Annotated in this window: 18 protein-coding genes; 9 read left to right on the forward strand and 9 right to left on the reverse strand. The window is 63.3% G+C overall.

The features are described from left to right. Positions 1-57 precede the first annotated feature (57 nt). From rpsA to ACYQ12_RS11935, 7 genes are all read right to left on the reverse strand, one after another. The gene (gene rpsA / locus ACYQ12_RS11905; protein WP_459871892.1) at positions 58-1,734 is read right to left on the reverse strand and encodes a 30S ribosomal protein S1; all 1,677 of its coding nucleotides are present in this window, start codon (positions 1,732-1,734) and stop codon (positions 58-60) included. 194 nt (positions 1,735-1,928) lie between these two features. Continuing rightward, positions 1,929-2,633, reverse strand: coding sequence for a (d)CMP kinase (gene cmk / locus ACYQ12_RS11910; protein WP_459871894.1), 705 nt, complete (start codon positions 2,631-2,633; stop codon positions 1,929-1,931). Then, positions 2,630-4,876: a bifunctional prephenate dehydrogenase/3-phosphoshikimate 1-carboxyvinyltransferase gene (locus tag ACYQ12_RS11915; protein WP_459871897.1), complete on the reverse strand. Its 2,247-nt coding sequence runs from the start codon at positions 4,874-4,876 to the stop codon at positions 2,630-2,632. Before ACYQ12_RS11915 ends, cmk begins: the two co-directional genes overlap by 4 nt. Before the next feature lies 1 nt (position 4,877). Then, positions 4,878-5,969, reverse strand: coding sequence for a prephenate dehydratase (pheA, locus tag ACYQ12_RS11920; protein WP_459871900.1), 1,092 nt, complete (start codon positions 5,967-5,969; stop codon positions 4,878-4,880). 15 nt (positions 5,970-5,984) lie between these two features. After that, positions 5,985-7,067 (reverse strand): 3-phosphoserine/phosphohydroxythreonine transaminase, encoded by a 1,083-nt coding sequence (gene serC, locus ACYQ12_RS11925; RefSeq protein ID WP_459871903.1) that lies wholly within the window; start codon positions 7,065-7,067, stop codon positions 5,985-5,987. 52 nt (positions 7,068-7,119) lie between these two features. Next, on the reverse strand, positions 7,120-9,885 hold the full coding sequence (gene gyrA / locus ACYQ12_RS11930; RefSeq protein ID WP_459871906.1) for a DNA gyrase subunit A: 2,766 nt from the start codon (positions 9,883-9,885) through the stop codon (positions 7,120-7,122). A gap of 157 nt (positions 9,886-10,042) precedes the next feature. Continuing rightward, on the reverse strand, positions 10,043-10,492 hold the full coding sequence (locus ACYQ12_RS11935; RefSeq protein WP_459871909.1) for an acyl-CoA thioesterase: 450 nt from the start codon (positions 10,490-10,492) through the stop codon (positions 10,043-10,045). A 214-nt stretch (positions 10,493-10,706) separates the two neighbouring features. On the opposite strand from ACYQ12_RS11935, the gene ACYQ12_RS11940 reads away from it, so the two are divergent. From ACYQ12_RS11940 to ACYQ12_RS11955, 4 genes are all read left to right on the forward strand, one after another. After that, entirely contained in the window at positions 10,707-11,636 is a 930-nt protein-coding gene (locus ACYQ12_RS11940; protein ID WP_459871911.1) for a recombination-associated protein RdgC, read from the forward strand. After that, complete coding sequence (locus ACYQ12_RS11945) at positions 11,633-12,805, forward strand: 1-acyl-sn-glycerol-3-phosphate acyltransferase (RefSeq protein ID WP_459871914.1); 1,173 nt, start codon at positions 11,633-11,635, stop codon at positions 12,803-12,805. Before ACYQ12_RS11940 ends, ACYQ12_RS11945 begins: the two co-directional genes overlap by 4 nt. Before the next feature lie 157 nt (positions 12,806-12,962). Continuing rightward, positions 12,963-14,183: a cation diffusion facilitator family transporter gene (locus ACYQ12_RS11950; RefSeq protein ID WP_459871917.1), complete on the forward strand. Its 1,221-nt coding sequence runs from the start codon at positions 12,963-12,965 to the stop codon at positions 14,181-14,183. A 142-nt stretch (positions 14,184-14,325) separates the two neighbouring features. Continuing rightward, the gene (locus tag ACYQ12_RS11955) at positions 14,326-14,631 is read left to right on the forward strand and encodes a hypothetical protein (protein WP_459871920.1); all 306 of its coding nucleotides are present in this window, start codon (positions 14,326-14,328) and stop codon (positions 14,629-14,631) included. A gap of 42 nt (positions 14,632-14,673) precedes the next feature. Here the strand turns inward: ACYQ12_RS11955 and ACYQ12_RS11960 are convergent, their stop codons facing one another. Further along, complete coding sequence (locus tag ACYQ12_RS11960; protein ID WP_459871923.1) at positions 14,674-15,144, reverse strand: pilin; 471 nt, start codon at positions 15,142-15,144, stop codon at positions 14,674-14,676. Positions 15,145-15,656: 512 nt separating this feature from the next. Between ACYQ12_RS11960 and pilB the strand changes: the two genes are divergently transcribed. From pilB to yacG, 5 genes are all read left to right on the forward strand, one after another. Continuing rightward, positions 15,657-17,420 (forward strand): type IV-A pilus assembly ATPase PilB, encoded by a 1,764-nt coding sequence (pilB, locus tag ACYQ12_RS11965; RefSeq protein ID WP_459871926.1) that lies wholly within the window; start codon positions 15,657-15,659, stop codon positions 17,418-17,420. Between the two features lie 32 nt (positions 17,421-17,452). Then, positions 17,453-18,688: a type II secretion system F family protein gene (locus ACYQ12_RS11970; RefSeq protein WP_459871929.1), complete on the forward strand. Its 1,236-nt coding sequence runs from the start codon at positions 17,453-17,455 to the stop codon at positions 18,686-18,688. A 142-nt stretch (positions 18,689-18,830) separates the two neighbouring features. Continuing rightward, on the forward strand, positions 18,831-19,706 hold the full coding sequence (locus ACYQ12_RS11975; protein ID WP_488193313.1) for a prepilin peptidase: 876 nt from the start codon (positions 18,831-18,833) through the stop codon (positions 19,704-19,706). Next, positions 19,703-20,329 carry a dephospho-CoA kinase gene (gene coaE / locus ACYQ12_RS11980; RefSeq protein ID WP_459871932.1) on the forward strand — a complete coding sequence of 209 codons (627 nt, stop codon included), beginning with the start codon at positions 19,703-19,705 and terminating at the stop codon, positions 20,327-20,329. The genes ACYQ12_RS11975 and coaE overlap by 4 nt, the downstream gene beginning before the upstream one ends. 9 nt (positions 20,330-20,338) lie before the next feature. Further along, positions 20,339-20,575: a DNA gyrase inhibitor YacG gene (gene yacG, locus ACYQ12_RS11985; protein WP_459871934.1), complete on the forward strand. Its 237-nt coding sequence runs from the start codon at positions 20,339-20,341 to the stop codon at positions 20,573-20,575. 166 nt (positions 20,576-20,741) lie between these two features. Here yacG and ACYQ12_RS11990 read toward each other — a convergent pair whose 3' ends face one another. After that, complete coding sequence (locus ACYQ12_RS11990) at positions 20,742-21,542, reverse strand: undecaprenyl-diphosphate phosphatase (RefSeq protein ID WP_459871937.1); 801 nt, start codon at positions 21,540-21,542, stop codon at positions 20,742-20,744. Positions 21,543-21,910 lie beyond the last annotated feature (368 nt).

The raw sequence follows: 21,910 nt of genomic DNA on the forward strand, positions 1-21,910 counted from the left end.
TAGGGTAGCTTCATAACGGGCATGAGCCCAATGCCACCCGGCCACCGACAGGCAGGATTATTCCTGTCCCATCTGCTGCTTGATCAGATCACCGATGGTGGTCGGACCGGCAGACTCGCTTTCCTGCTCGCGCAGCTTGGTCATGTTGCGGCGGGTATCGGCCTGGTCTTTCGCCTTGATCGACAGGTTGATGCCGCGGCTCTTGCGGTCAACGCTGATGATACGGGCTTCGACGCTGTCACCCACGCTCAGGACGTTGCGCGCGTCTTCGACACGGTCAGCACTGATTTCAGAAGCCTTCAGCACGGCGACGACGTCAGTGGCCAGCTCTACATGAGCTTCCTTGGCATCGATGTCGACAACACGCCCGGTCACGATGGAGCCCTTGTCATTCACGGCCAGGAACTCGGAAACCGGATCGGTCTCGAGCTGTTTGATACCCAGCGAAATGCGCTCGCGCTCCGGATCGATGGACAGGATGACGGCTTCCGCTTCGTCGCCCTTCTTGAACTGACGTACCGCTTCTTCGCCAGTCTCGCTCCAAGAGATGTCGGACAGGTGAACCAGACCGTCGATGCCACCGTCCAGACCGATGAAGATACCGAAATCGGTGATGGACTTGATGGTGCCGGAAACGCGGTCACCCTTGTTGTGCTGACTGTTGAAGTCTTCCCACGGGTTGGTGGTGCACTGCTTGATACCCAGGGAAATACGACGACGCTCTTCGTCGATGTCCAGCACCATGACGCCCACCTCGTCGCCGACCTGAACGACCTTGGACGGATGGATGTTCTTGTTGGTCCAGTCCATTTCGGAAACGTGAACCAGGCCTTCGACACCCTCTTCCAGCTCGGCGAAGCAGCCGTAGTCGGTAAGATTGGTGACACGGGCCGTGACCTTGGTGCCTTCCGGATAGCGCGCCTTGATGTTGACCCAGGGATCCTCGCCCAGCTGCTTGAGACCCAGAGAAACACGGTTGCGCTCGCGGTCGAACTTCAGCACCTTGACGTTGATCTCGTCGCCCACGGCCACGATTTCGCTCGGATGCTTGATGCGCTTCCAAGCCATATCGGTGATGTGCAGCAGACCGTCCACACCGCCAAGGTCGACGAAGGCGCCATAATCGGTGAGGTTCTTGACGATACCGGTGACCTGCTGTCCTTCCTGAAGCGTTGCCAGCAGCGCTTCACGCTCGGCACTGTTCTCGGCTTCGAGAACGGCACGACGGGAAACGACGACATTGTTGCGCTTCGGATCGAGCTTGATGACCTTGAAGTCCAGCTCTTTGTGCTCGAGGTGAGCCGTGTCACGCACCGGACGCACATCTACCAGAGAGCCCGGCAGGAAGGCGCGAATGGAGGCCACGTCGACCGTGAAGCCACCCTTGACCTTGCCGTTGATCACGCCCTTGACGATCTCGTCCTTCTCGAAGGCAGCTTCCAGCTCGATCCAGGCTTCGGCACGCTTGGCCTTCTCACGAGACAGACGCGTTTCACCGAAACCGTCTTCGACAGCTTCCAGAGCGACCTTGACTTCATCGCCAATACCGATGGTCAATTCGCCGTTATCATTACGAAACTGCGCTGCGGGAATCTGGCCTTCGGATTTCAGACCAGCGTTGACGGTGATCCAGTCACCATCGATGTCAACCACGGTCGCCATGACGATGGCACCGGGTTCCATATTGATGTCTTGGAGAGACTGTTCGAACAGTTCAGCAAAGCTTTCGCTCATGATATTCCTACGTGATCAACGTTGAGTGGCGGTCGCGCCGCCTTTCTCCGCACCACCAGCAAGCACGGGCCTAATACACATATCCCCGGGGATGTTGACGCTGGTTCGACCTGAGCAGGCTTTCAGAGGTTGCCCACCCATGCCATGACATCTGACCGGGGTCTCCGGAAAGGCATTGTCGTCATGCCCGGACGTCATGCCGCCGGATGATGTCCCCGACCGGCAAGAAGTCCCTCGATGCGATCCACCACGTCCGGTATCGCAAGACTCGTGGTGTCCAACTCAACGGCGTCTTCGGCCGGTTTGAGCGGGGCTACCGCACGCTGCATATCGCGCGCATCACGAGCTTGTATTTCTTTCAAAAGACTCGAAAGAATAGCAGAATGCCCTGCTTTCTGCAACTGAAGGAGCCGCCGCCGGGCCCGTTCCTCCGCGGAAGCGGTCAGGTAGATCTTCAGCGATGCCCGGGGAAACACCACCGTGCCCATGTCGCGCCCATCGGCAACCAGCCCCGGTGCCTGGCGGAAGTGGCGCTGCCGCGCCAACAATGCCTGACGCACCTGCGGCAATGCCGCCACCTGCGAGGCGCTGTCCCCTACCTGCTCGGTACGAATCGTCGCAGAGACATCCTGCCCTTCGAGCAGCACACGCGTCGCGCCCCCATCGGCCAGGAATACCACGTCGAGATCCCGAGCACGGGCTGCCAGCGCCGTCTCGTCATCCAGGCCCACGCCGTGATTCAGTGCCGCCAGCGCGGTCAGGCGGTACAGCGCGCCGGAATCGAGCAAGTGCCAGCCGAGCCGCTCGGCGATCAAGCGACTGATGGTCCCCTTGCCCGCCCCTCCGGGACCATCGATGGTCAGCACCGGCACGCAGTCATCGTCATGGGTCTGGCTCATTCCGCCTCCTGCTCTTCTACCTGCAAGCCTACCCGCCCGGCCAACTCGACAAAACCGGGGAAGGAGGTCGCCACATTAGCGCAGTCATCCACCATGATGGCTTCACGAGCCCGGAGTGCCGCTACGGTAAAGGCCATGGCGATGCGGTGATCGCCCAGACTGTCGACACGCCCGCCTCCGTAATGCGGCTCGCTGTCGCCACTCCCGATGATGTCGATGCCATCAGGGTAGACGGTGTTTTCCACCCCCAGCACGCTGAGGCCGTCGGCCATCGCCTGGATACGGTCGGACTCCTTGACGCGCAATTCCTCGGCCCCGCGCAGCCGGGTCGTGCCCTCGGCATTGGCGGCAGCGACGAACAGCGCGGGGAACTCGTCGATGGCCAACGGCACCTGATCGACGGGAATGTCGATTCCCTTGAGGGGGACATGACGGACACGAATATCGGCGACCGGCTCGCCGCCGACCTCCCGCTGGTTGGCAAGCTGGAGGTCGGCCCCCATCAGCCGCAGGATATTGATCACGCCGATACGCGTCGGATTGATGCCCACGTGCTCGAGCGTCAGGTCGGAGCCGGGCGTGATCGCTGCCGCGACCAGAAAGAACGTGGCCGAGGAGATATCGGAAGGCACGTCGATGGGACCGGCGCTCAGCCGACCGCCACCGGACAGCATGGCCACGTCCCCTTCACGACGTACCGGGTAGCCGAAGCCATTGAGCATCCGCTCGGTATGATCACGCGTCGGCGCCGGTTCACGCACACGCGTCTCGCCTTCGGCATACAGACCGGCAAGCAGCAGACAGGATTTCACCTGGGCGCTGGCCATCGGCATCTCGTAGTGGATGCCCTTGAGCCGCTGCCCACCCTTGATCCTCAGTGGTGGCCTGCCTCCCTCGGCGGTCTCGATCACCGCGCCCATCGTACGCAGCGGGTCGGCCACCCGCGCCATCGGACGCTTGGTCAAGGAGGCGTCGCCGGTCAGCTCCGTATCGAAGGCCTGGCCTGCCAGCAGGCCGGCGAACAGACGCATGGCGGTGCCGGAGTTGCCGACATACAGCGGTCCTGCCGGTGCCTTCAGGCCATGCAGCCCGACGCCATGGATCGTGACGCGGCCCTGATGCGGCCCCTCGATCGCCACGCCCATCTCGCGAAAGGCCTGCAGTGTCGCCAGGCTATCCTCCCCTTCGAGGAAGCCCTGAACTTCGGTCACGCCATCGGCGAGCGCACCCAGCATGATCGAGCGATGCGAGATCGACTTGTCTCCGGGGACCCGGATACGCCCCTGTACCTGCCCACCGGGACTGACGCGGTAGTGGATATTGCGTTGTTCCATCGCCTGATAACTCGTCTGGTTCAAAAGCGTATCGAAATAGTGTCGTGCATGACTGGCACGGTCGAAGATGCCCAGCATGGCATCGCCGTCGCCACCGGCCACGGCCTGGCGCAGCCGCGACAGACCGGACTCGAAGTCGTCCAGCGCCGCCAGCACGGCATCACGGTTGGCGGTGAAGATGTCGCGCCACATCACCGGATCGCTGCCGGCGATACGGGTAAAGTCGCGAAACCCGCCGGCGGCATAGCGAAAGATGTCCAGACGCTGATCCTGCCGGGCCAGCGTGTCGACCAGCGAGAAGGCCAGCAGATGCGGCAGATGGCTGGTGCGCGCCAGCACCTCGTCATGGCGCGTCACCTCCATTTCCAGCAGCTCCGCACCGCAAGCTGCCCATAACGCCCGCACACGGAATAGCGCTTGCGGATCGGTATCCTGCTGCGGGGTGAGAATGACCTTGTGCTGACGGTAGAGCTGCGCATTGGAGGCGGCCACCCCACTCTTCTCCGACCCGGCGATGGGATGCCCCAGCACGAAACGTGCGGGCAGCCTGCCGAAGGCGCGGACTGCGGCATCGCGTATCGCCGCCTTGGTGCTGCCCACATCGGTCAGCACCTGGTCCGCGAGATACGGCGCCAGCTCGCGCATTACCATCTCCATGGCCATCACCGGCACGGCCAGCACGATCAGCGAACTGTCCGCTACCAGCGCCTTGAGTTCGGTATCGCCGGCATCGATCACGCCCATCGCAATGCCCCGCGCGATCTCGTCGGAATCGCGATCGCAGGCGACGATCTCGCCGGCGAAGCCCGCCGCCTTGAGCGCGGCGGCCAGCGAGCCGCCGATCAAGCCCAGGCCGACGATCAGAATACGCGACTCGTCGGGCAGCACCGATGCCGGACGCCTCGCCATCCTAGAGCACACCCGCCGGATAGGAGCCGAGGATCTTCACCTCGGCGGCGCGCAGGCGCACCTCCTCGAGTACCGCCGCCACCTGCGGCTGGGCGACGTGGCCCTTGAAGTCGATGAAGAACACATAGTTCCACACCCCCGAGCGGGACGGACGCGTCTCGACACGGGTCAGATCGATCTTGTGGCGATGAAAAGGCTCGAGCAGATCGTGCAGCGCACCCGGCTGGTTGCGCATCGCCACGACGATGGAGGTCTTGTCCTCGCCGGACATCGGCACGTCCTGATTGCCGATGATCAAGAAGCGCGTGGAATTGTCGGGGCGGTCCTCGATCTTTTCGGCGATCCGCTCCAGCTCGTAGAGCTTGGCCGCCATGTCGCCGGCGATCGCCGCACTGTGCCATTCGCTCTTGACCAGCTTGGCGGCTTCGGCATTGGAGGATACCGGTACCCGCTCGGCATGCGGATAGTGGGCATCGAGCCACTTGCGGCACTGGGCGAAGGATTGAGCATGGGAATAGATGCGCGAGATCTTGTCCTGACGGGTGATGCCCGAAATCAGCAGATGGTGATGGATACGCAGCACCACCTCGCCGCAGATGCGCATGGAGGAGTCCATGAACGAATCCAGGGTATGGTTGATGACCCCTTCGGTAGAGTTCTCCACCGGCACCACGCCGTAATTCACGGCACCGGCCTCGACCTCGCGAAACACTTCGTCGATCGCCGCCATCGGCAGGCTGACCGCACTGGCACCGAAGTGCTTGAGCGCCGCCTGCTGGGTGAAGGTGCCCTCGGGGCCCAGATAGGCGACCTTCACCGGCTGTTCCAGCGCCAGGCAGGCCGACATGATCTCGCGAAACAGCCGGGCCATCTCCTCGGCATCCAGCGGCCCGCTGTTGAGTGCCATGATGCGCCGCAGCACCTGCGCCTCGCGCTCGGGACGATAGAAGGTAGCATCCGGGTCCGCCGCGGTCTTGATCTGGGCGACCCGCTGCGCGCAGCTGGCACGCTCGCTGATCAGTTTGAGGATTTCGCTGTCGAGATTGTCGATACGCTCGCGCAGGGAGTCGAGATCCGGCAGGTTGTCATTCATCTTCTGTCTCCTGACTCACGCACGGCGCTTTTCGAAGTCGGCCATGAAAGTCACCAAGGCATCCACCGAGGCTTCCGGCACCGCATTGTAAAGGCTGGCACGCATGCCGCCCACGCTACGGTGCCCCTTGAGATTAAGCAGACCGCTGGCCTCGGCCTCGGCCAGAAACGGCGCGTTGAGACGCTCGTCGGCGAGCACGAAGGGCACGTTCATGCGTGAACGGTTGGCCTCGACGATCGGATTGGAGTAGAAGTCACTGCCCTCGATGGCCGCATAGAGCTTGCGCGCCTTGCGGTCGTTGAGTGCATCCATCGCCGCCAGGCCACCGATATCGTTCCTCAGCCACTCGAAGACCAGCCCTGCCAGATACCAGGCATAGGTCGGCGGCGTGTTGTACATCGAGCCGTTCTCGGCCATCACCCGGTAATTGAACATGGTCGGCGTATCGGGCCGGGCACGCTCGAGCAGATCGTCGCGCACGATGACCAGCGTCAGGCCCGCCGGTCCAATGTTCTTCTGAGCCCCGGCATAGATGACGCCGAACTTCGACACGTCCAGCGGGCCGGAAAGGATCGACGATGACATGTCGCAGGCCAGCGGCACGGACACCTCGGGGATATAGTCGAAGGCCAGCCCGCCGATGGTTTCGTTATCGGTGTAGTGCAGATAGGCAGCGTCCGCGGAAAGCCGGATCTCCTCGGGACGCGGCACCGCGCTCAGCCCGTTGGCCTCGCTGGACGCCGCGATGTGCGCCCCGCCGAGATGCTTGGCTTCGGTGATCGCCTTCTTGCCCCAGATACCGGTATACAGATAGTTGGGCGTGCCGCCCTGGCCCAGCAGGTTGTAGGGCAACATGGCGAACTGGGTCGAGGCGCCGCCCTGCAGAAACAGCACTCTGTAGTTATCCGGCACGTTCAGCAGGTGGCGCAGATCGGCTTCGGCCTTCTCCGCGATGGAGACGAACTCATCGCTACGATGGCTCATTTCCATGACCGACAGACCTCGCCCCTGATAATCGAGCATCTCGTCGCGAGCGCGTTCGAGCACGGCAGTCGGCAATGCGGCGGGGCCGGCACAGAAATTGTGATAGCGTTTCATCGGCGTGGTATCTCTATGGAAAACGACCGCAGATGACTGCGGTCGTGGTGGATCATTCCTCTGCGTCCGGCGAATCGCCGGTCGGCGCGCCAGCCTCGTCGTCGACGGGCGTCTCGACGCCATGATTGGTCACGTCCCGGGCCTCGCCGGGCACGCCGACGTCCAGCGTCGCATCGTCGTCCGAGGCCTCATCGACCGGCGTGTCGTCACCCGGTTCGTCGACCCGTACGGTGGACACCAGATGCTCGCCTTCGGCGGTACGGATCAGCGTGACGCCCTGCGTATTGCGCGAGCTGATCGACACCTCGGCGACCCGGGTGCGTACCAGCGTGCCGCGGTCGGTGATCAGCATCATCTCGTCGCTGTCACGGACCTGCATGGCGGCGACCAGTGCGCCGTTGCGCTCGCTGGTCTGCATGGCGATGACCCCCTGCCCACCGCGTCCGCGCAGCGGGAACTCCTCGAGCCGCGTACGCTTGCCGTAGCCGTTCTCCGAGGCGGTGAGAATGTAGATCTGCTCGTCGTTACCCTGTGCCGCGGTCACTTCGACGTCAGCCTCGCTGTCGATGTCGGCATTCTCGTCGATCACCGTGGTCTGCGGGATGATCAGACTGATCACCTCGGCATCGCCGAGCAGGCGCATGCCGCGCACACCGCGGGCGGTGCGGCCCATGGGGCGTACGTTGCTCTCCTCGAAGCGGATCGCCTTGCCGTTGGAGGACAGCATCATGACATGATCGCCGCCGTTGGTGATCGACGCGCCTACCAGGCGGTCGCCCTCCTCCAGATCCAGCGCGATCAGCCCCACGCTGCGCGGCCGCGAGAACTGGTCCAGCGAGGTGCGCTTGACGGTCCCCTTGGCGGTGGCGAAGAAGATGAAGCTATCCTCGCGATACTCGCGTACCGGCAGGATGGCGCTGATCGACTCGCCCTCGTCCAGCGGAAGCAGGTTGACCAGCGGCTTGCCGCGCGAACCGCGGCTGGCGTTGGGCATCTCGTAGATCTTCAGCCAGTACACCTTGCCGCGGTTGGAGAACAGCAGCACGGTATCGTGGGTCGAGGCCACCAGCAGATGCTCGATGACATCCTCGTCCTTCATGCTCGTCGCCGACTTGCCGCGTCCGCCGCGCCGCTGGGACTGGTAATCCGACAGCGGCTGGGTCTTGGCATAGCCGCTGCGCGAGATGGTCACCACCATGTCCTCTTCGGTGATGAGATCCTCGATGGTCAGATCGAGCCGGCTGGTCTGGATCACGCTGCGGCGCTCGTCGCCGTACTGGTCGCGGATCGCGGTCAGCTCCTCGCGGATCACCTCGAGCAGCCGTTCCGGCGAGGCCAGGATCTCGGTCAGCTCGGCGATACGGTTGAGAATGCCCAGATATTCGTCGAGCAGCTTCTCGGTTTCCAGCCCGGTCAGGCGATGCAGACGCAGGTCGAGAATCGCCTGGGCCTGGGCCGGGGAAAGAAAGTACTCGCGCTGATCGTCGCTGAGGCCGAACCCCTCATCGAGATCGTCGGGCCTGCAGGACGTCGCGCCGGCACGCTCGAGCATGCCGGTGACCTGCCCCGGCTGCCAGGCCTGGGCAATCAGCTTCTCCTTGGCCTCGGCCGCGGAGGGCGATGCCTTGATCAGCTCGATGACCTGATCGATGTTGGAGATGGCGACGGCGAGACCTTCGAGGATATGGCCACGCTCGCGGGCCTTGCGCAGTTCGTACAGGGTGCGCCGCGTGACCACCTCGCGACGGTGGCGCACGAAGGCCTCGAGCATCTCCTTCAGGTTCAGCGTCTTCGGCTGGCCGTTGTCGAGCGCCACCATGTTGATGCCGAACACGTTCTCCAGTTGAGTCTGGGCGAACAGATTGTTGACCACCACCTCGCCGCTCTCGCCGCGCTTGACCTCGATGACCACGCGCAGGCCGTCCTTGTCGGACTCGTCGCGCAGCTCGGCGATGCCCTCGATGCGCTTCTCCTTGACCAGCTCGGCGATCTTCTCGATCAACCGCGCCTTGTTCACCTGATAGGGCAGCTCGGTGACGATGATGTGGTCACGGCCGGTCTTGTCGTCGTGCTCGATGGTATGGCGCGCCCGCACGTAGATGCGTCCGCGCCCGGTGCGATAGGCGTCGATGATCCCGGCACGGCCGTTGATGATGCCCGCCGTGGGGAAATCCGGCCCGGGAATGTACTCCATCAGGTCGTCGACGCTGAGCGTATAATCGTCGATCAGCGCCAGACAGCCGTCGACGACCTCGCGCATGTTGTGGGGCGGAATGTTGGTCGCCATGCCCACCGCGATTCCGGAGGATCCGTTGACCAGCAGATTGGGCACCCGGGTCGGCAGCACGTCCGGGATGCGCTCGGTGCCGTCGTAGTTATCGACCCAGTCGACCGTGTCCTTTTCCAGGTCCGCCAGCAGCTCGTGAGAGAGCCGCGACATGCGCACCTCGGTGTAACGCATCGCCGCGGCGCTGTCGCCGTCGATCGAGCCGAAGTTGCCCTGCCCGTCGACCAGCACGTAGCGCATGGAGAAATCCTGGGCCATGCGCACGATGGTGTCGTACACCGCACTGTCGCCGTGCGGGTGGTACTTACCGATCACGTCGCCAACGACACGAGCCGATTTCTTGTAGGGCTTGTTCCAGTCGTTGCTCAACTCATGCATCGCGTAGAGCACCCGCCGATGGACCGGCTTGAGCCCGTCGCGCACGTCCGGCAGTGCCCGGCCGATGATCACGCTCATGGCATAGTCGAGATACGACTGCTTGAGTTCGTCCTCGATGTTGACTGGCAGAATCTCTCTGGCGATCTCACCCATGGGTCGTCAAATCCTTAGCACCGCGCATCCCATCATGACGATGGTCATCACGGCATTTAATGAAGCGTCGAGAACGAAGCCGCACAGGGCGGCTTCGGATCACGTCATGATACCATTTTGAAGACCGATGCGGCAGACACAGAGTCCGCCTCTTGGATCATTCCGTCACGGCGCGCAACGGCTGGGGAGATGCTTCGATTACCAGTGGCCGGAGCTTGTCGAGCAGATCGTTTTCGATGGCCATGGCGCGGCCGGTACGGGTATCGACCAGCAGGAACGTGAAGTCGGCATCGGCGATGCGCTTGCCGGTGACGGCATGACGAATCTCCTGATGCATGACGGCACTGCGGTGCTTGAGCTGGGAGAGCGAGGTGAGAATCTCCAGGTCGTCGTTCATCACCGCCGCGCGGCGATAGTTGATGTTCAAGTTGGTGGCCACCACGGCCAGGCCCTCGTTGAACAGCGCGGCGAGATCGAACATATCCTCGAAATAGGCCCAGCGCCCCTCCTCGAGGAACTCCAGGTAACGGGCATTGTTGACGTGGGCGTAGCCGTCGAGATGAAAGCCGCGCACCCGGATGACGGAGCGACTGATGCGGTGATCCATACCTGCTTCCTTGTCGTATCGTTGTGCGTTATGGATGGCCATGCGAGAGGTTGCCTGCACGCCCGATTCTAGCGCCGCCGAGCTGCTAACAGAAGGCGCTAAAGTACCATTCCTCTCCTCATATATTGCCGACACCCGAGCGGGTAATGCCGGGACAGTGGCATGGCGTTGTCCGTTTCGCCATAATGTGCCTCCTTTCTGACGGGACGGGACCATGTGGTTCAAGCATTTACATCTTTATCGCCTGCACGACGACGCGACACTGGATCTCGACGTTCTGGAGGACGCTTTGGCCGAGAACGCTTTCCGGCCCGTCGGCCCCGCCGAGGCCAAGCGCCTCGGCTGGCATGCTCCCGCCGGACGCGGCAGCGAGCAGCGCGTGCATGAAATCCAGGGCCACCGGCTGCTCTCCGCACTGCGCCAGGAGCGTCTGCTGCCCGGCTCGGTGGTTCGCGAGGAAGTCGAGGAGCGCGCCGCCGAGCGCGAGACCGCCGAGGGTCGCCCGCTGCGCCGCCGCGAACGCCAGGCGCTCAAGGAGCAGGTGATCGAGGAGTTCCTGCCGCGCGCCTTCACTCGCACCCAGCGCGTCGATCTGTGGTGGGATACGCGCCGTCGTCTGATCGCGGTCAACGCCTCGAGCCGCAAGCGCGCCGAGGACATCCTCGACCTGCTGCGCCAGACCCTGGGCAGCCTCAAGGTCACACCGCTGGCCAGCAAGACCCTGCCGAGCCGCGCCATGACCGAATGGTTGCGCGACCCCGGCAAGCGCCCCCCCGCCCTGATGCTGGGCGATCAGGTGGAGCTCAAGGCGCCCGCCGGTGACGAGGGCGTGCTGCGCGCGCGCCAGGTCGACCTCGACAGCGACGAGATCCAGACTGTGCTCGAGGGCGGCCGCCAGGCCAGCCGACTGGCACTGGAGATCGAGGGCCAGCTCAGCCTGGTGCTGCACGACGATCTGGCGCTCAAGTCGCTGCGCTTCGCCGATGCCGTGCTCGACGAAGCCAGCCAGAGCGACGATGGCGACGATCCCGCGCTGCGCCTGGAAACCGATTTCGCTCTCATGACTCATGTTCTCGCGGAATTCATCGAACAACTCATCGACTGGCTGGGCGGCGAAGCCGACCCGGCCCTGCCGACGCCATGACACAACAACAGACCCAAGAGCCCGTTCAGGATCCTTTCGCCAATATCCGCCCCTACCACGACGACGAAGTCGCCGCGGTACTGGCTCGCCTCGTTCACGACGACGAGTTGCTCGATGCCATCACCCGCTTTCGCCTGCCACGGCTGGCGCGCTTCGCGCCGCCCCTGGCGCGCGCACTGGCCAGCTTCGGCCTGCAGCGTCAGGTGCGCGGTGTCGATAGCGTGCAGGGCTTTCAGCAGCGCATCGCCAAGTACATGGTGCGGATGATCAACACCACGACCGATGCCTTCGAGGTAGAGGGTCTGGACAAGCTCGACCCGCACCAGGCCTATCTGTTCATCGGCAACCACCGGGACATTGCGCTCGACCCGGCCTTCGTCAACTACGCGCTATATCAGCAGGGCCGCGACACCGTGCGCATCGCCATCGGCGACAATCTGCTGCAGAAGCCCTTCGTCACCGATCTGATGCGGCTCAACAAGAGCTTCATCGTGCCGCGATCGGCCAAGGGCAAGCGCGCCATGCTCGCCGCCTATCAGGCATTGTCGGGCTATATTCGCCACTCCATCGTCGAGGACAACCACTCGGTATGGCTGGCTCAGCGCGAGGGCCGCGCCAAGGACGGCATCGACCGTACCGACCCGGCGATCATCAAGATGCTGACCATGGCCCGGCGCCTGGCGGACAAGAGCACCGATTTCGGCCACGCCATTGCCGAGCTCAAGCTGGTGCCGGTATCGATCAGCTACGAGTACGACCCCTGCGATCTGTACAAGGCGCAGGAGCTGTATGCCATGCACGCCGAAGGCCGGTATCAGAAGGTCGAGTTCGAGGATATCCGCTCCATCGTGGCCGGCATCACCGGCGACAAGGGCCGCGTCAAGCTGGTGTTCGGCACCCCGCTGGGGGCCGAATGCGACACGCCCGATACCGCCGCTCGCGAGATCGACCGCCAGGTACTGGATCACTATCACCAGTTCCCCAGCCACCATCTGGCACTCGAGGCCAGCGGCCTGGCACCGGACCTCGTCGATCTCGGCCAGGTACGCGACAGCGACCGCGCCCGCTTCAACGCGCGCCTGGCCGAAGTTCCCGCGCATCTGCGCGAGTGGTGGCTGGTGCAATACGCCAATCCCGTACTCAACCGCGCCGGGCGCGTATCGGGATAATCCGATCCGCCGTCATGGCCGGGGTGGCTGCCACAGTCGCAACGGATCGCAGCGGCCCACGACAGAGAGGGCGGCGCCAGCCGCCCCTCTCCCCAGACATCGGGCGCCTCGTGCCCGTATAATCGCGGCAGTTCCCAGCCCCCTGACGAGTTTCGACATGGCGCACTCCTCCCGGCATTCCGACTCCACTGCACGGACCAGTGCCACGCAACAGGCCGCGGCCCTCGACACGCAGCAGACCCGAGAAGCGCATCGGGTCACGCTGATCGGGGCGGTGCTGGATACGCTGCTGGGTGTAGCCAAGGTCATGGTCGGCGTGTGGGTGGGCTCGAGCGCGCTGATCGCCGACGGCGTGCACTCGTTCTCCGATCTGGTCACCGATGGCTTCGTGCTGGCCGCCATGCATTACGGCCGTCAGGCCCCCGACAGCAACCACCCCTACGGCCACGGACGCATCGAGACACTGGCCACGCTGCTGCTGGGCAGCGTGCTGATCTTCGTCGCCGGCGCCATCGCCTGGGACAGCGTCTCGCGCCTGCTCGAGGGCACGCCGATCTCCCGGCCCGGCCCATGGGCCATTGCGCTGACGGTCGTCGCCCTGCTCGGCAAGGAGTGGATCTTTCGCTTCACGCTGCGGGTCGCCCAGCGGATCGGCTCGAAGCTGCTCGCGGCCAATGCCTGGCATTCGCGCAGCGACGCGCTCTCCACCGTGGTGGTGCTGATCGGCCTGCTCGGCGCCCAGTTCGGCCTGGGCTGGCTGGATACCGTCGCCGCGCTGACGGTGGGCGTGCTGGTTGGCAAGATCGGCTGGGAACTGCTGTGGGAGGCCAGCCAGGAACTCGTCGACACCGCCCTGCCAGAACAGCGCCAGCAGGCGATGCGCGACACCGTGCTCGGCGTGCCGGGCGTCGAGGGGCTGCACTGCCTGCGCACGCGCACCGTGGGCGGCAGCGTCATGCTCGACCTGCACCTGCTGGTCGCCCCGCGCCTGTCGGTCTCCGAGGCCCACGAGATCGGCAACGAAGTCTGCCGGCGGCTGCGCCTGAAGCATGACGACCTCAGCGACATCATCTTCCATATCGATCCCGAGGACGACTCGCAGCTCGGCGACGCCACCACTCTGCCCGCACTGCCACTGCGCGCCGACGTCGAAACCCAGCTGGAAGCGCGCTGGAACGTGCTTCCCGCCTGGCGCCGGCGCCTGGCGCTGGAACTGCACTACCTCGACAATCGCATCGACGCCTCGCTCTACATCCCCGAGGAGATCGATTACGCCCCGCTCAGCGACATCGCCCGGGAACTGCGCCAGCGCGCCCACGATCTCGACTGGCTGGGCGAGCTGCGCATCTGGAAGGGACCCGCTCGGCAACTGCACTGAGGACTGGTTCGTTTAGGCGCTGCACCCGGCATGATCGGTATCGAGGTGCGCTCGCGACAGCACGTCCGAGTAGGTAGCACAGGCACAGTTATGCTAACTTCCGCATCAAGACGCTTTCCGTGACATGTCAGGAGAAACCCTCATGAGCTCCGCCTCCGAAATGCAGAAAAGCCGCGCCATCAGCGAACTGCGCGGCTTCATCAAGAAACTGCTGCAGGACCCGCACATTCTCGAACAGTCACTCACCGTGGCGCGACGCTGCCTCGACGAGAGCGGCGAAGGCGGGAGAGCGGGCAACAGCCGGGAGATCATGGCGCGCATCGCCAACGAGATTTCGGATACCACCAGCGTGCATATTCCCGAATCGCCGGAAGAGCACTCCGACGCCGATCGGTTGTTTCTGGAGGTCTTGAAGGAAGTGGTGGATGAGGAGAAGGCGCTTTATTGATTTTAGAAATGAAAAGGCCGGCGTTGCCGGCCTTGAATCTAATTAATCGTTTGTACAAGCCTTAGGCAAATAATCATCAATAATGTCAGTCTTGCAAGACCAGCTTCCATTCTCATCTCTAACTAGTTGTATTTTTTTCCCTTTATTTGCTGCGCTAGCATTCGTCAAACTAAGATCAAGCGAGCCTTTTGTAGTAGCAGAACTGTCATCATCAGCATCAACCGCAAAGCCTGAAACACTGAAGGAACCGATCGGAATATCATCTGTCTCCAAGCCAATATAACCATTGCCAGCATTCATATCAGCGTTAGGATCAGTTGTTGGTTTTAAACCCCGCATCAGAAGATCCTCAGCATTTACTTGCATTCCCTTTAAAGAAGCTAATGCTGAGTTTGCCTCCGATCTCGCCACATAACTCTGATACTGCGGAATCGCGATGGCGGCGAGAATGCCGATAATCGCCACCACGATCATGAGTTCGATAAGAGTGAAACCGCTCTGTCTACGTGCCATGTTGCCTTCCCTTGAAATGCCTGCCGTGTCGTTCATTGCCTGCCGGCATTTGCCGGCCCACCTTGAGTGCCGAAAAACTACCACCTTCGCGCCGCACCAATTCGCCGGTTAGGCCCGTCGGAACCGCCCATTTCGAAGCGGCGGCGTGCGGTGTCTGTCCCGATCTTCCCGCGCCCTGTACACCATTCGCGCCCTGCCCGCGCCTTGCCCGTTTGACGCTGCGCCGCTCGTGCCGGCGTCGCGACTGATGTCGTGACGGCTGCCGCGCCGCCGCGGGCCCTACGAATCGTATCAATGCTACTCACAAAATTACACTAAATAACGCAACATGACGCTGCGATAATGCATTACAGTTTTGCGATGGCGTGGCGATAAGGAGTAGGCAGGAGCTCATGCTCACGCAGGGCACGCCTCATACGCTAAGATGATGCCGAGCCGCCGCCTCGGCCTGTCGAGTGCGGCAAACGTTTGAAAAATCGAAATGTCCTCAGCCGGCCAGGCCCAGGAGTCCCATGTCCGATTCGCTTACCGATTCCGTTGCTTCCTCTTCCAGCACCTCACCCTCCACCGCGCTGCGCGGGATGGCGGCGCGTCTGGTGGAAGAAGGCCTGCTGGATACGGCGACAGCGAAGCAGGCCCAGCGCGAGGCGCGCCAGGCGGAGATTTCCGTGCTCGAGCATGTCATCGCCAGCGGCCTGGCGCCGGCCCGCGAGGCGACTCTCGCTGCCGCTCATGAGTACGGCCTGCCGTTTCTCGACCTCGACGCCGTGCGCCTGGATGCATTGCCCGCCTCGGGAGAGATGTCGGAGAAACTGCTCAGGAAACTGGGTGTGCTGCCGCTGGCGATCAGTACCCACCGCCTGACGGTGGCCGTGCCCTATCCGTCGACTCTCAACCGTCTCGACGAACTGCAGTTCTCTACCGATCTCGGCGTGGAGGGCGTGCTGGCCAGCGTCGATCAGCTCGGGCCGATGCTCGAGCGCTACCTGGCCCACCATGAGGGCAACGGCCTGCTCGACGAGCTCGGCGACGTCAGCGAGGCGCTCGATGCGCTGGAGAACGCCGGCGACGAGGAGATCGAGCTCGACGACAAGGAGCTCGGCGCCGGCAGCCAGGACGCTCCGGTGGTGCGCTTCGTGCAGAAGATCCTGCTCGACGCCATCCGCCGCGGCGCCTCGGACATTCACTTCGAGCCCTACGAGTCGACCTACCGCGTGCGCCTGCGCATCGACGGCATGCTGGTCGAGGTGGCGCGTCCGCCCTTCAACCTGCGCTCGCGCATCGGGGCGCGCCTCAAGGTCATGGCGCGCCTGGACATTTCCGAGCGGCGCCTGCCGCAGGATGGCGCCCTCAAGCTGCGCCTGTCCCAGAGCCGCTCCATCGACTTCCGCGTCAACTCGCTGCCCACCGTCTACGGCGAGAAGATCGTGCTGCGCCTGCTCGACCCCGCCTCGGCGCGCCTGGGTATCGACGCGCTGGGGTTCTCGGCGGCGCAGAAGGCACTGTTTCTCAAGGCGCTGGGCGAGCCCCAGGGCATGATCCTGGTCACCGGCCCCACCGGCAGCGGCAAGACGGTGACGCTCTATACCGGGCTGAACATCCTCAATACGCCCGAGCGCAACATCTCCACCGCCGAGGACCCGGTTGAAATCAAGGTCGAAGGGGTCAATCAGGTCAACGTGCAACCCAAGGTGGGGCTGGACTTCGCCAGCGCCCTGCGCGCCTTCCTGCGCCAGGACCCGGACGTGGTGATGGTCGGCGAGATACGCGACCTGGAAACCGCCGAGATCGCCGTCAAGGCGTCGCAGACCGGCCACCTGGTCCTGTCGACGCTGCACACCAACTCGGCGGCGGAGACCCTCACGCGCCTGCGCAACATGGGCGTGGCACCGTTCAATATCGCCAGTTCGGTGTCGCTGATCATCGCCCAGCGCCTGGCGCGCAAGCTGTGTCCACAATGCAAGGCACCTGCCGACATTCCTCGCGAGGCACTGCTCAAGGAGGGCTTCGGCGAGTCGGAGCTGGCCGGCGCCACGCTGTTCACCGCCGTGGGCTGCAACCAGTGCACGCTGGGCTACAAGGGCCGGGTCGGCATCTACGAGGTGGTGCCGGTCAGCGAGGCGATGAGCCGGCTGATCATGACCGAGGGCGGCGCGCTGGAACTGGCAGAAGCGGCACGCCGCGAGGGGCACCCCGACCTGCGCCGCAGCGGTCTGCAAAAGGTGCTGCAGGGCATGACCAGCCTCGAGGAAGTCAACCGCATTACCATCGACTGAGCGACGGCTAGTCGGAATTCACAAGGAAGCACATGGCCACACGCACGACACGTCGCAAGCCTCCCAAGCGGGTCACGATCCATCGCTGGAACTGGAAGGGCAAGAACACCCGCGGTGAACTGGTCAGCGGACAGCTGGTCGCGTCCAGCAAGCTGGAGGTACGCCAGACGCTGGCGCGCCAGCAGATCGTCGTCAAGCGCATCCAGCGCAAGAGCGGGCTGTTCGGCATGGGCAAGATCAAGCCCCGCGACGTCACCCTGTTCGCCCGCCAGATGGCGACCATGATCCGCGCCGGCGTGCCGGTGCTGCAGGCGTTCGGCGTGGTCGCCGAGAGTCTCAAGAACCCGGCGATGCGCAACATGGTGGAGACGCTGATGAACGATGTCGCCGCCGGTTCGAGCTTCTCCGAGGCCCTCGCCCAGCATCCCGCGCACTTCGATCGGATGTTCGTCAACATGGTCGCCGCCGGCGAGCAGTCGGGTACGCTGGATCGCATGCTCGAGCGGGTCGCCTCCTACAAGGAGAAGATCGATTCGCTCAAGGCGCGGGTGCGCAAGGCGCTGTACTATCCCGCGGCGGTGATCCTGGTAGGTATCGGCGTGACCGCGCTGCTGCTGATCAAGGTCGTGCCCCAGTTCGAGAGCCTGTTTCGCGGTTTCGGCGCCGAGCTGCCGGCCTTCACCCGCCTGACCATCGCGCTCTCGGAGATGGCCCAGCAGTACTGGCTGTATGCCTTGGGCATCATGGTCGTCAGCGTCTTCGCGCTGCGCCTGGCCATCCGGCGCTCGCCGGCCTTCGCCTATCGCGCTCACCACTTGCTGTTGCGTCTGCCGGTGATCGGCGACATTCTCGACAAGTCCTCGGTGGCGCGTTTCTCGCGCACCCTGGCCACCACCTTCAATGCCGGGGTGCCGCTGGTGGAGTCGCTGGATACCGCCGCCGGCGCCACCGGCAATCGGGTCTATCAGAAGGCCATCACGCGCATCCGCGAGGATGTTTCCAGCGGCCAGCAGTTGCACTTCGCCATGCGCAACGCCGGTCAGTTTCCGGTCATGGCGATTCAGATGGTCAGCATCGGCGAGGAAGCCGGCTCGCTGGACGCGATGCTCAACAAGGTGGCGGACTTCTACGAGGAGGATGTCGACAACAAGGTCGACGCGCTGACGTCGCTGCTGGAGCCGTTCATCATCGTGGTGCTCGGCGTGCTGGTGGGCGGCCTGGTCATTTCGATGTACCTGCCGATCTTCGAGATGGGCTCCGCCATCTAAACGCTGGAATGTTCGCCCTCGGCGTCGCGATGTTGATCTGTCTCGGAATGCGGATTTCATTTCGTGTAAACTTCGCTCCCTCGACGGATTTCGCCCTGCCTCGTCCCTGTTCATGACCGTCGTGAACGGCTTTTGATTTTTCATGCAAGGTATTATGTTGCTATCCGACCTTTCTCCCTGGCTGTTCTGGCCGCTGATCTTCGTGCTGGGCCTGGTGCTGGGCAGTTTCCTGAATGTGGTCATCGTACGCCTGCCGGTGATGCTGATGCGCCAGTGGCGGGCCGAGGCTCTCGAGGCGCTGGAAATGCCCGCCGAGGCGTCGCCGCGCTTCAACCTGCTGCTGCCGGCCTCGCAGTGTCCCGCCTGCGCCACCCCGATCGCCTGGCACGACAACGTGCCGCTGCTGGGTTGGCTCAAGCGCCGTGGACGCTGTGCACGCTGCCTGACCCGCATCAGTCCGCAGTATCCGCTGGTGGAACTGGCCGGCGGCCTGTTGGCGGTCGCGGTCGTTGCCCTGCATGGCCCGACACTCGTTAGCCTGGCGCTCTATGGTGCCTGCCTGGCGCTGCTCGCCCTGGCGGTCATCGATTTCCGCCTGCAGCTGCTGCCCGACGTGCTGACGCTGCCACTGCTGTGGGCCGGGCTACTCTATCAATGGCTGTTCCAGCCGCTGATGCTCGAGAGCGCGGTGCTCGGCGCCGTATTCGGCTATCTGGCACTGTGGAGTTTCTACTGGGCGTTCAAGCTGGTCACCGGCAAGGAGGGCATGGGCTACGGTGACTTCAAGCTGCTGGCGGCACTCGGTGCCTGGCTGGGTTGGCAGTCGCTGCCGCTGCTGCTGATTCTCTCCGCCGGACTGGGAGCGCTGATCGGCATCGTGCTGCAGCTCGCCATCCCTCGCCTGCGCGGGGCACCGATGCCGTTCGGCCCGTATCTGGCCTTCGCCGGCTGGATCACGCTACTCTGCGGGGAGCCGCTGATCGCGGCGTATCAGAGTTGGCTGCTGGGAGGAATATGACAACGCTCATCATCGGTGTCACCGGCGGCATCGCCGCCGGCAAGTCCACCGTCGCCGAGGCTTTCGGCGAGCTGGGGATTCCCTGGGTGGACGCCGATCATGTCGCCCGCGAAGTGGTCGAGCCCGGCGAGCCTGCGCTTGCCGAGATCGTCGCCCGTCATGGCCACGAGTTGCTGGATGACCGGGGAGGCCTTGATCGGCGTCGACTGCGCGAGATCGTTTTCGGCGATCCCGCCGAACGATCCTGGCTGGAGTCGGTCACACATCCGCGCATCCGCGAACGTCTGCAGGCGCATCTCGACACCATTCGGGCCTCCCAGGCACCCTACGGCCTGCTCGTCTCGCCCTTGCTGTTCGAGTCCGGACAGGCCGCCTTGGTGGATCGCCGTCTGGTCATCGACGTTCCCGAAGCCCTGCAGATCGCGCGCACCGCCGCCCGCGACGGGGTGGACACCGCCCAGGCTCGCGCCATCGTGGCCGCGCAGATGACGCGCCAGGAGCGTCTGAACCGAGCCGACGACATCATCGACAATCAGGGCGACCCCCTGCGACTTCGCGAACAGGTCCTCGATCTCGATCGCTACTATCGCCAATTATCGACAACTCGCCGACAGGACGACTGACAACACGACATGACTGATACTTCCCGCGACTCCCAACGCCCGCTTGAGGTAGCCTGCCCGCAGTGCCGCACCAAGGTGGTATGGACACCCGACAATCCCTATCGCCCGTTCTGCTCCAAGCGCTGCCGTCTGCTCGATCTTGGCGCCTGGGCCGACGAATCCCATCGTATCGCCGGCGAGCCCGCCATGGACGAAGCCGATCTCGACACGCTCATCGACCGTCTGGAACGCGGCCGCCAAGAGTAAAGTGGCGTTCCCTCATGTCTTTCTCGAGGCATGCCATGCCATGAGTGGCCATTAAAGCTCTCTTGCCTTCACCTCCCGCCATCGGGACGGGAGGGTCGGCAGAGCGAACCGTAAGCTTTGGTCCTGTTCCGGTCTCACTGCCTTCAGTGTCCGAAAGCCTGGCGTGTCAGCTCAAGAAGACCAGATAGATCACCAGCGCCAGAGCAAGGCGATAGATCACGTAAGGCCACATGCCGAAGCGGTTAAGCAGTTTCAGGAAATAATGGATGGCCAGCAGCGCCGTGACGAAGGAGGTCACTCCGCCAATCAGAAAGGCGAGCCAGTCCACCGGTGCTCCGGATTCGGCCAGTTCGAGCAGCGTGGCTGCCGCTGCCAGCGCGGTGATGGGAATGGCCAGCAGGAAAGAAAACCGCGCAGCGGCCTCACGGCTCAACCCCAGCAACAAGCCAGCGGTAATGGTCGCCCCCGAACGCGAAGTGCCCGGAATCAGCGATAACGCCTGGGCACCGCCAATAATGAGAACATCCTTCCAGGTGATTGCCGACAGTGCGCGGCCGTGTCGCCCTTTGAGATCGGCAATGCCCAGCAGCAGGCCGAAAAACAGGGTGGTCACGAAGATGATCTGAATGGATCTCAGGGTCGTCTCGATCACGCCCAACAACGCAAGCCCGGCCAGCCCCGCCGGAACGGTTCCCACGACGACCGCCCAGGCCAGACGGCTCTGCCCGACAGAACGCCGCAGCCACACCGAGCGCATGCCATCCACGACCAGCAATGCGATATCACGCCGAAAATAGAGCACCACTGCCAGCAGCGTGCCGACATGTACCGCCAAATCGAAACCGACCCCCTGATCCACCCAGCCAGTGAATACCGGGACCAGAATAAGGTGAGCTGAACTGGAAATAGGCAGGAATTCGGTAATGCCCTGCACGATGCCCAACACGAGGAAATGGAGAAAATCCATTGTTGCTTCGTTCCGTCAATTGATGGAGTCGGCAGTTTCACCTTTTCCACCACCTCCTGCCACCATCGCCAAGCTTCCTGCCTCTCCACCTTGCCTGTTTAGCGCTATTCCTTAGCCAGCTGCTTACTCCGAGAGTAGAAATACCGCGCCATCATGCGCTTGCATTCATTAAAATCTCCGCAAGAAACAGGAAAAACTTAAGGCTCGGACAGGCATCCTTGAATGAGAAATTCGCTCGGATCGGTGCAGAACTTCCTGATAAATTCGGCGCCTCGCCATTTCTGCCACAATGAAAATCCGTCGCGTTCGAGAAGAGGCCAAAAGAAGCCCGCCATGAAGAGTCCTCGGTAAGGACCGCTTCCAGTCAA

Source organism: Halomonas shantousis (genome assembly GCF_054654615.1).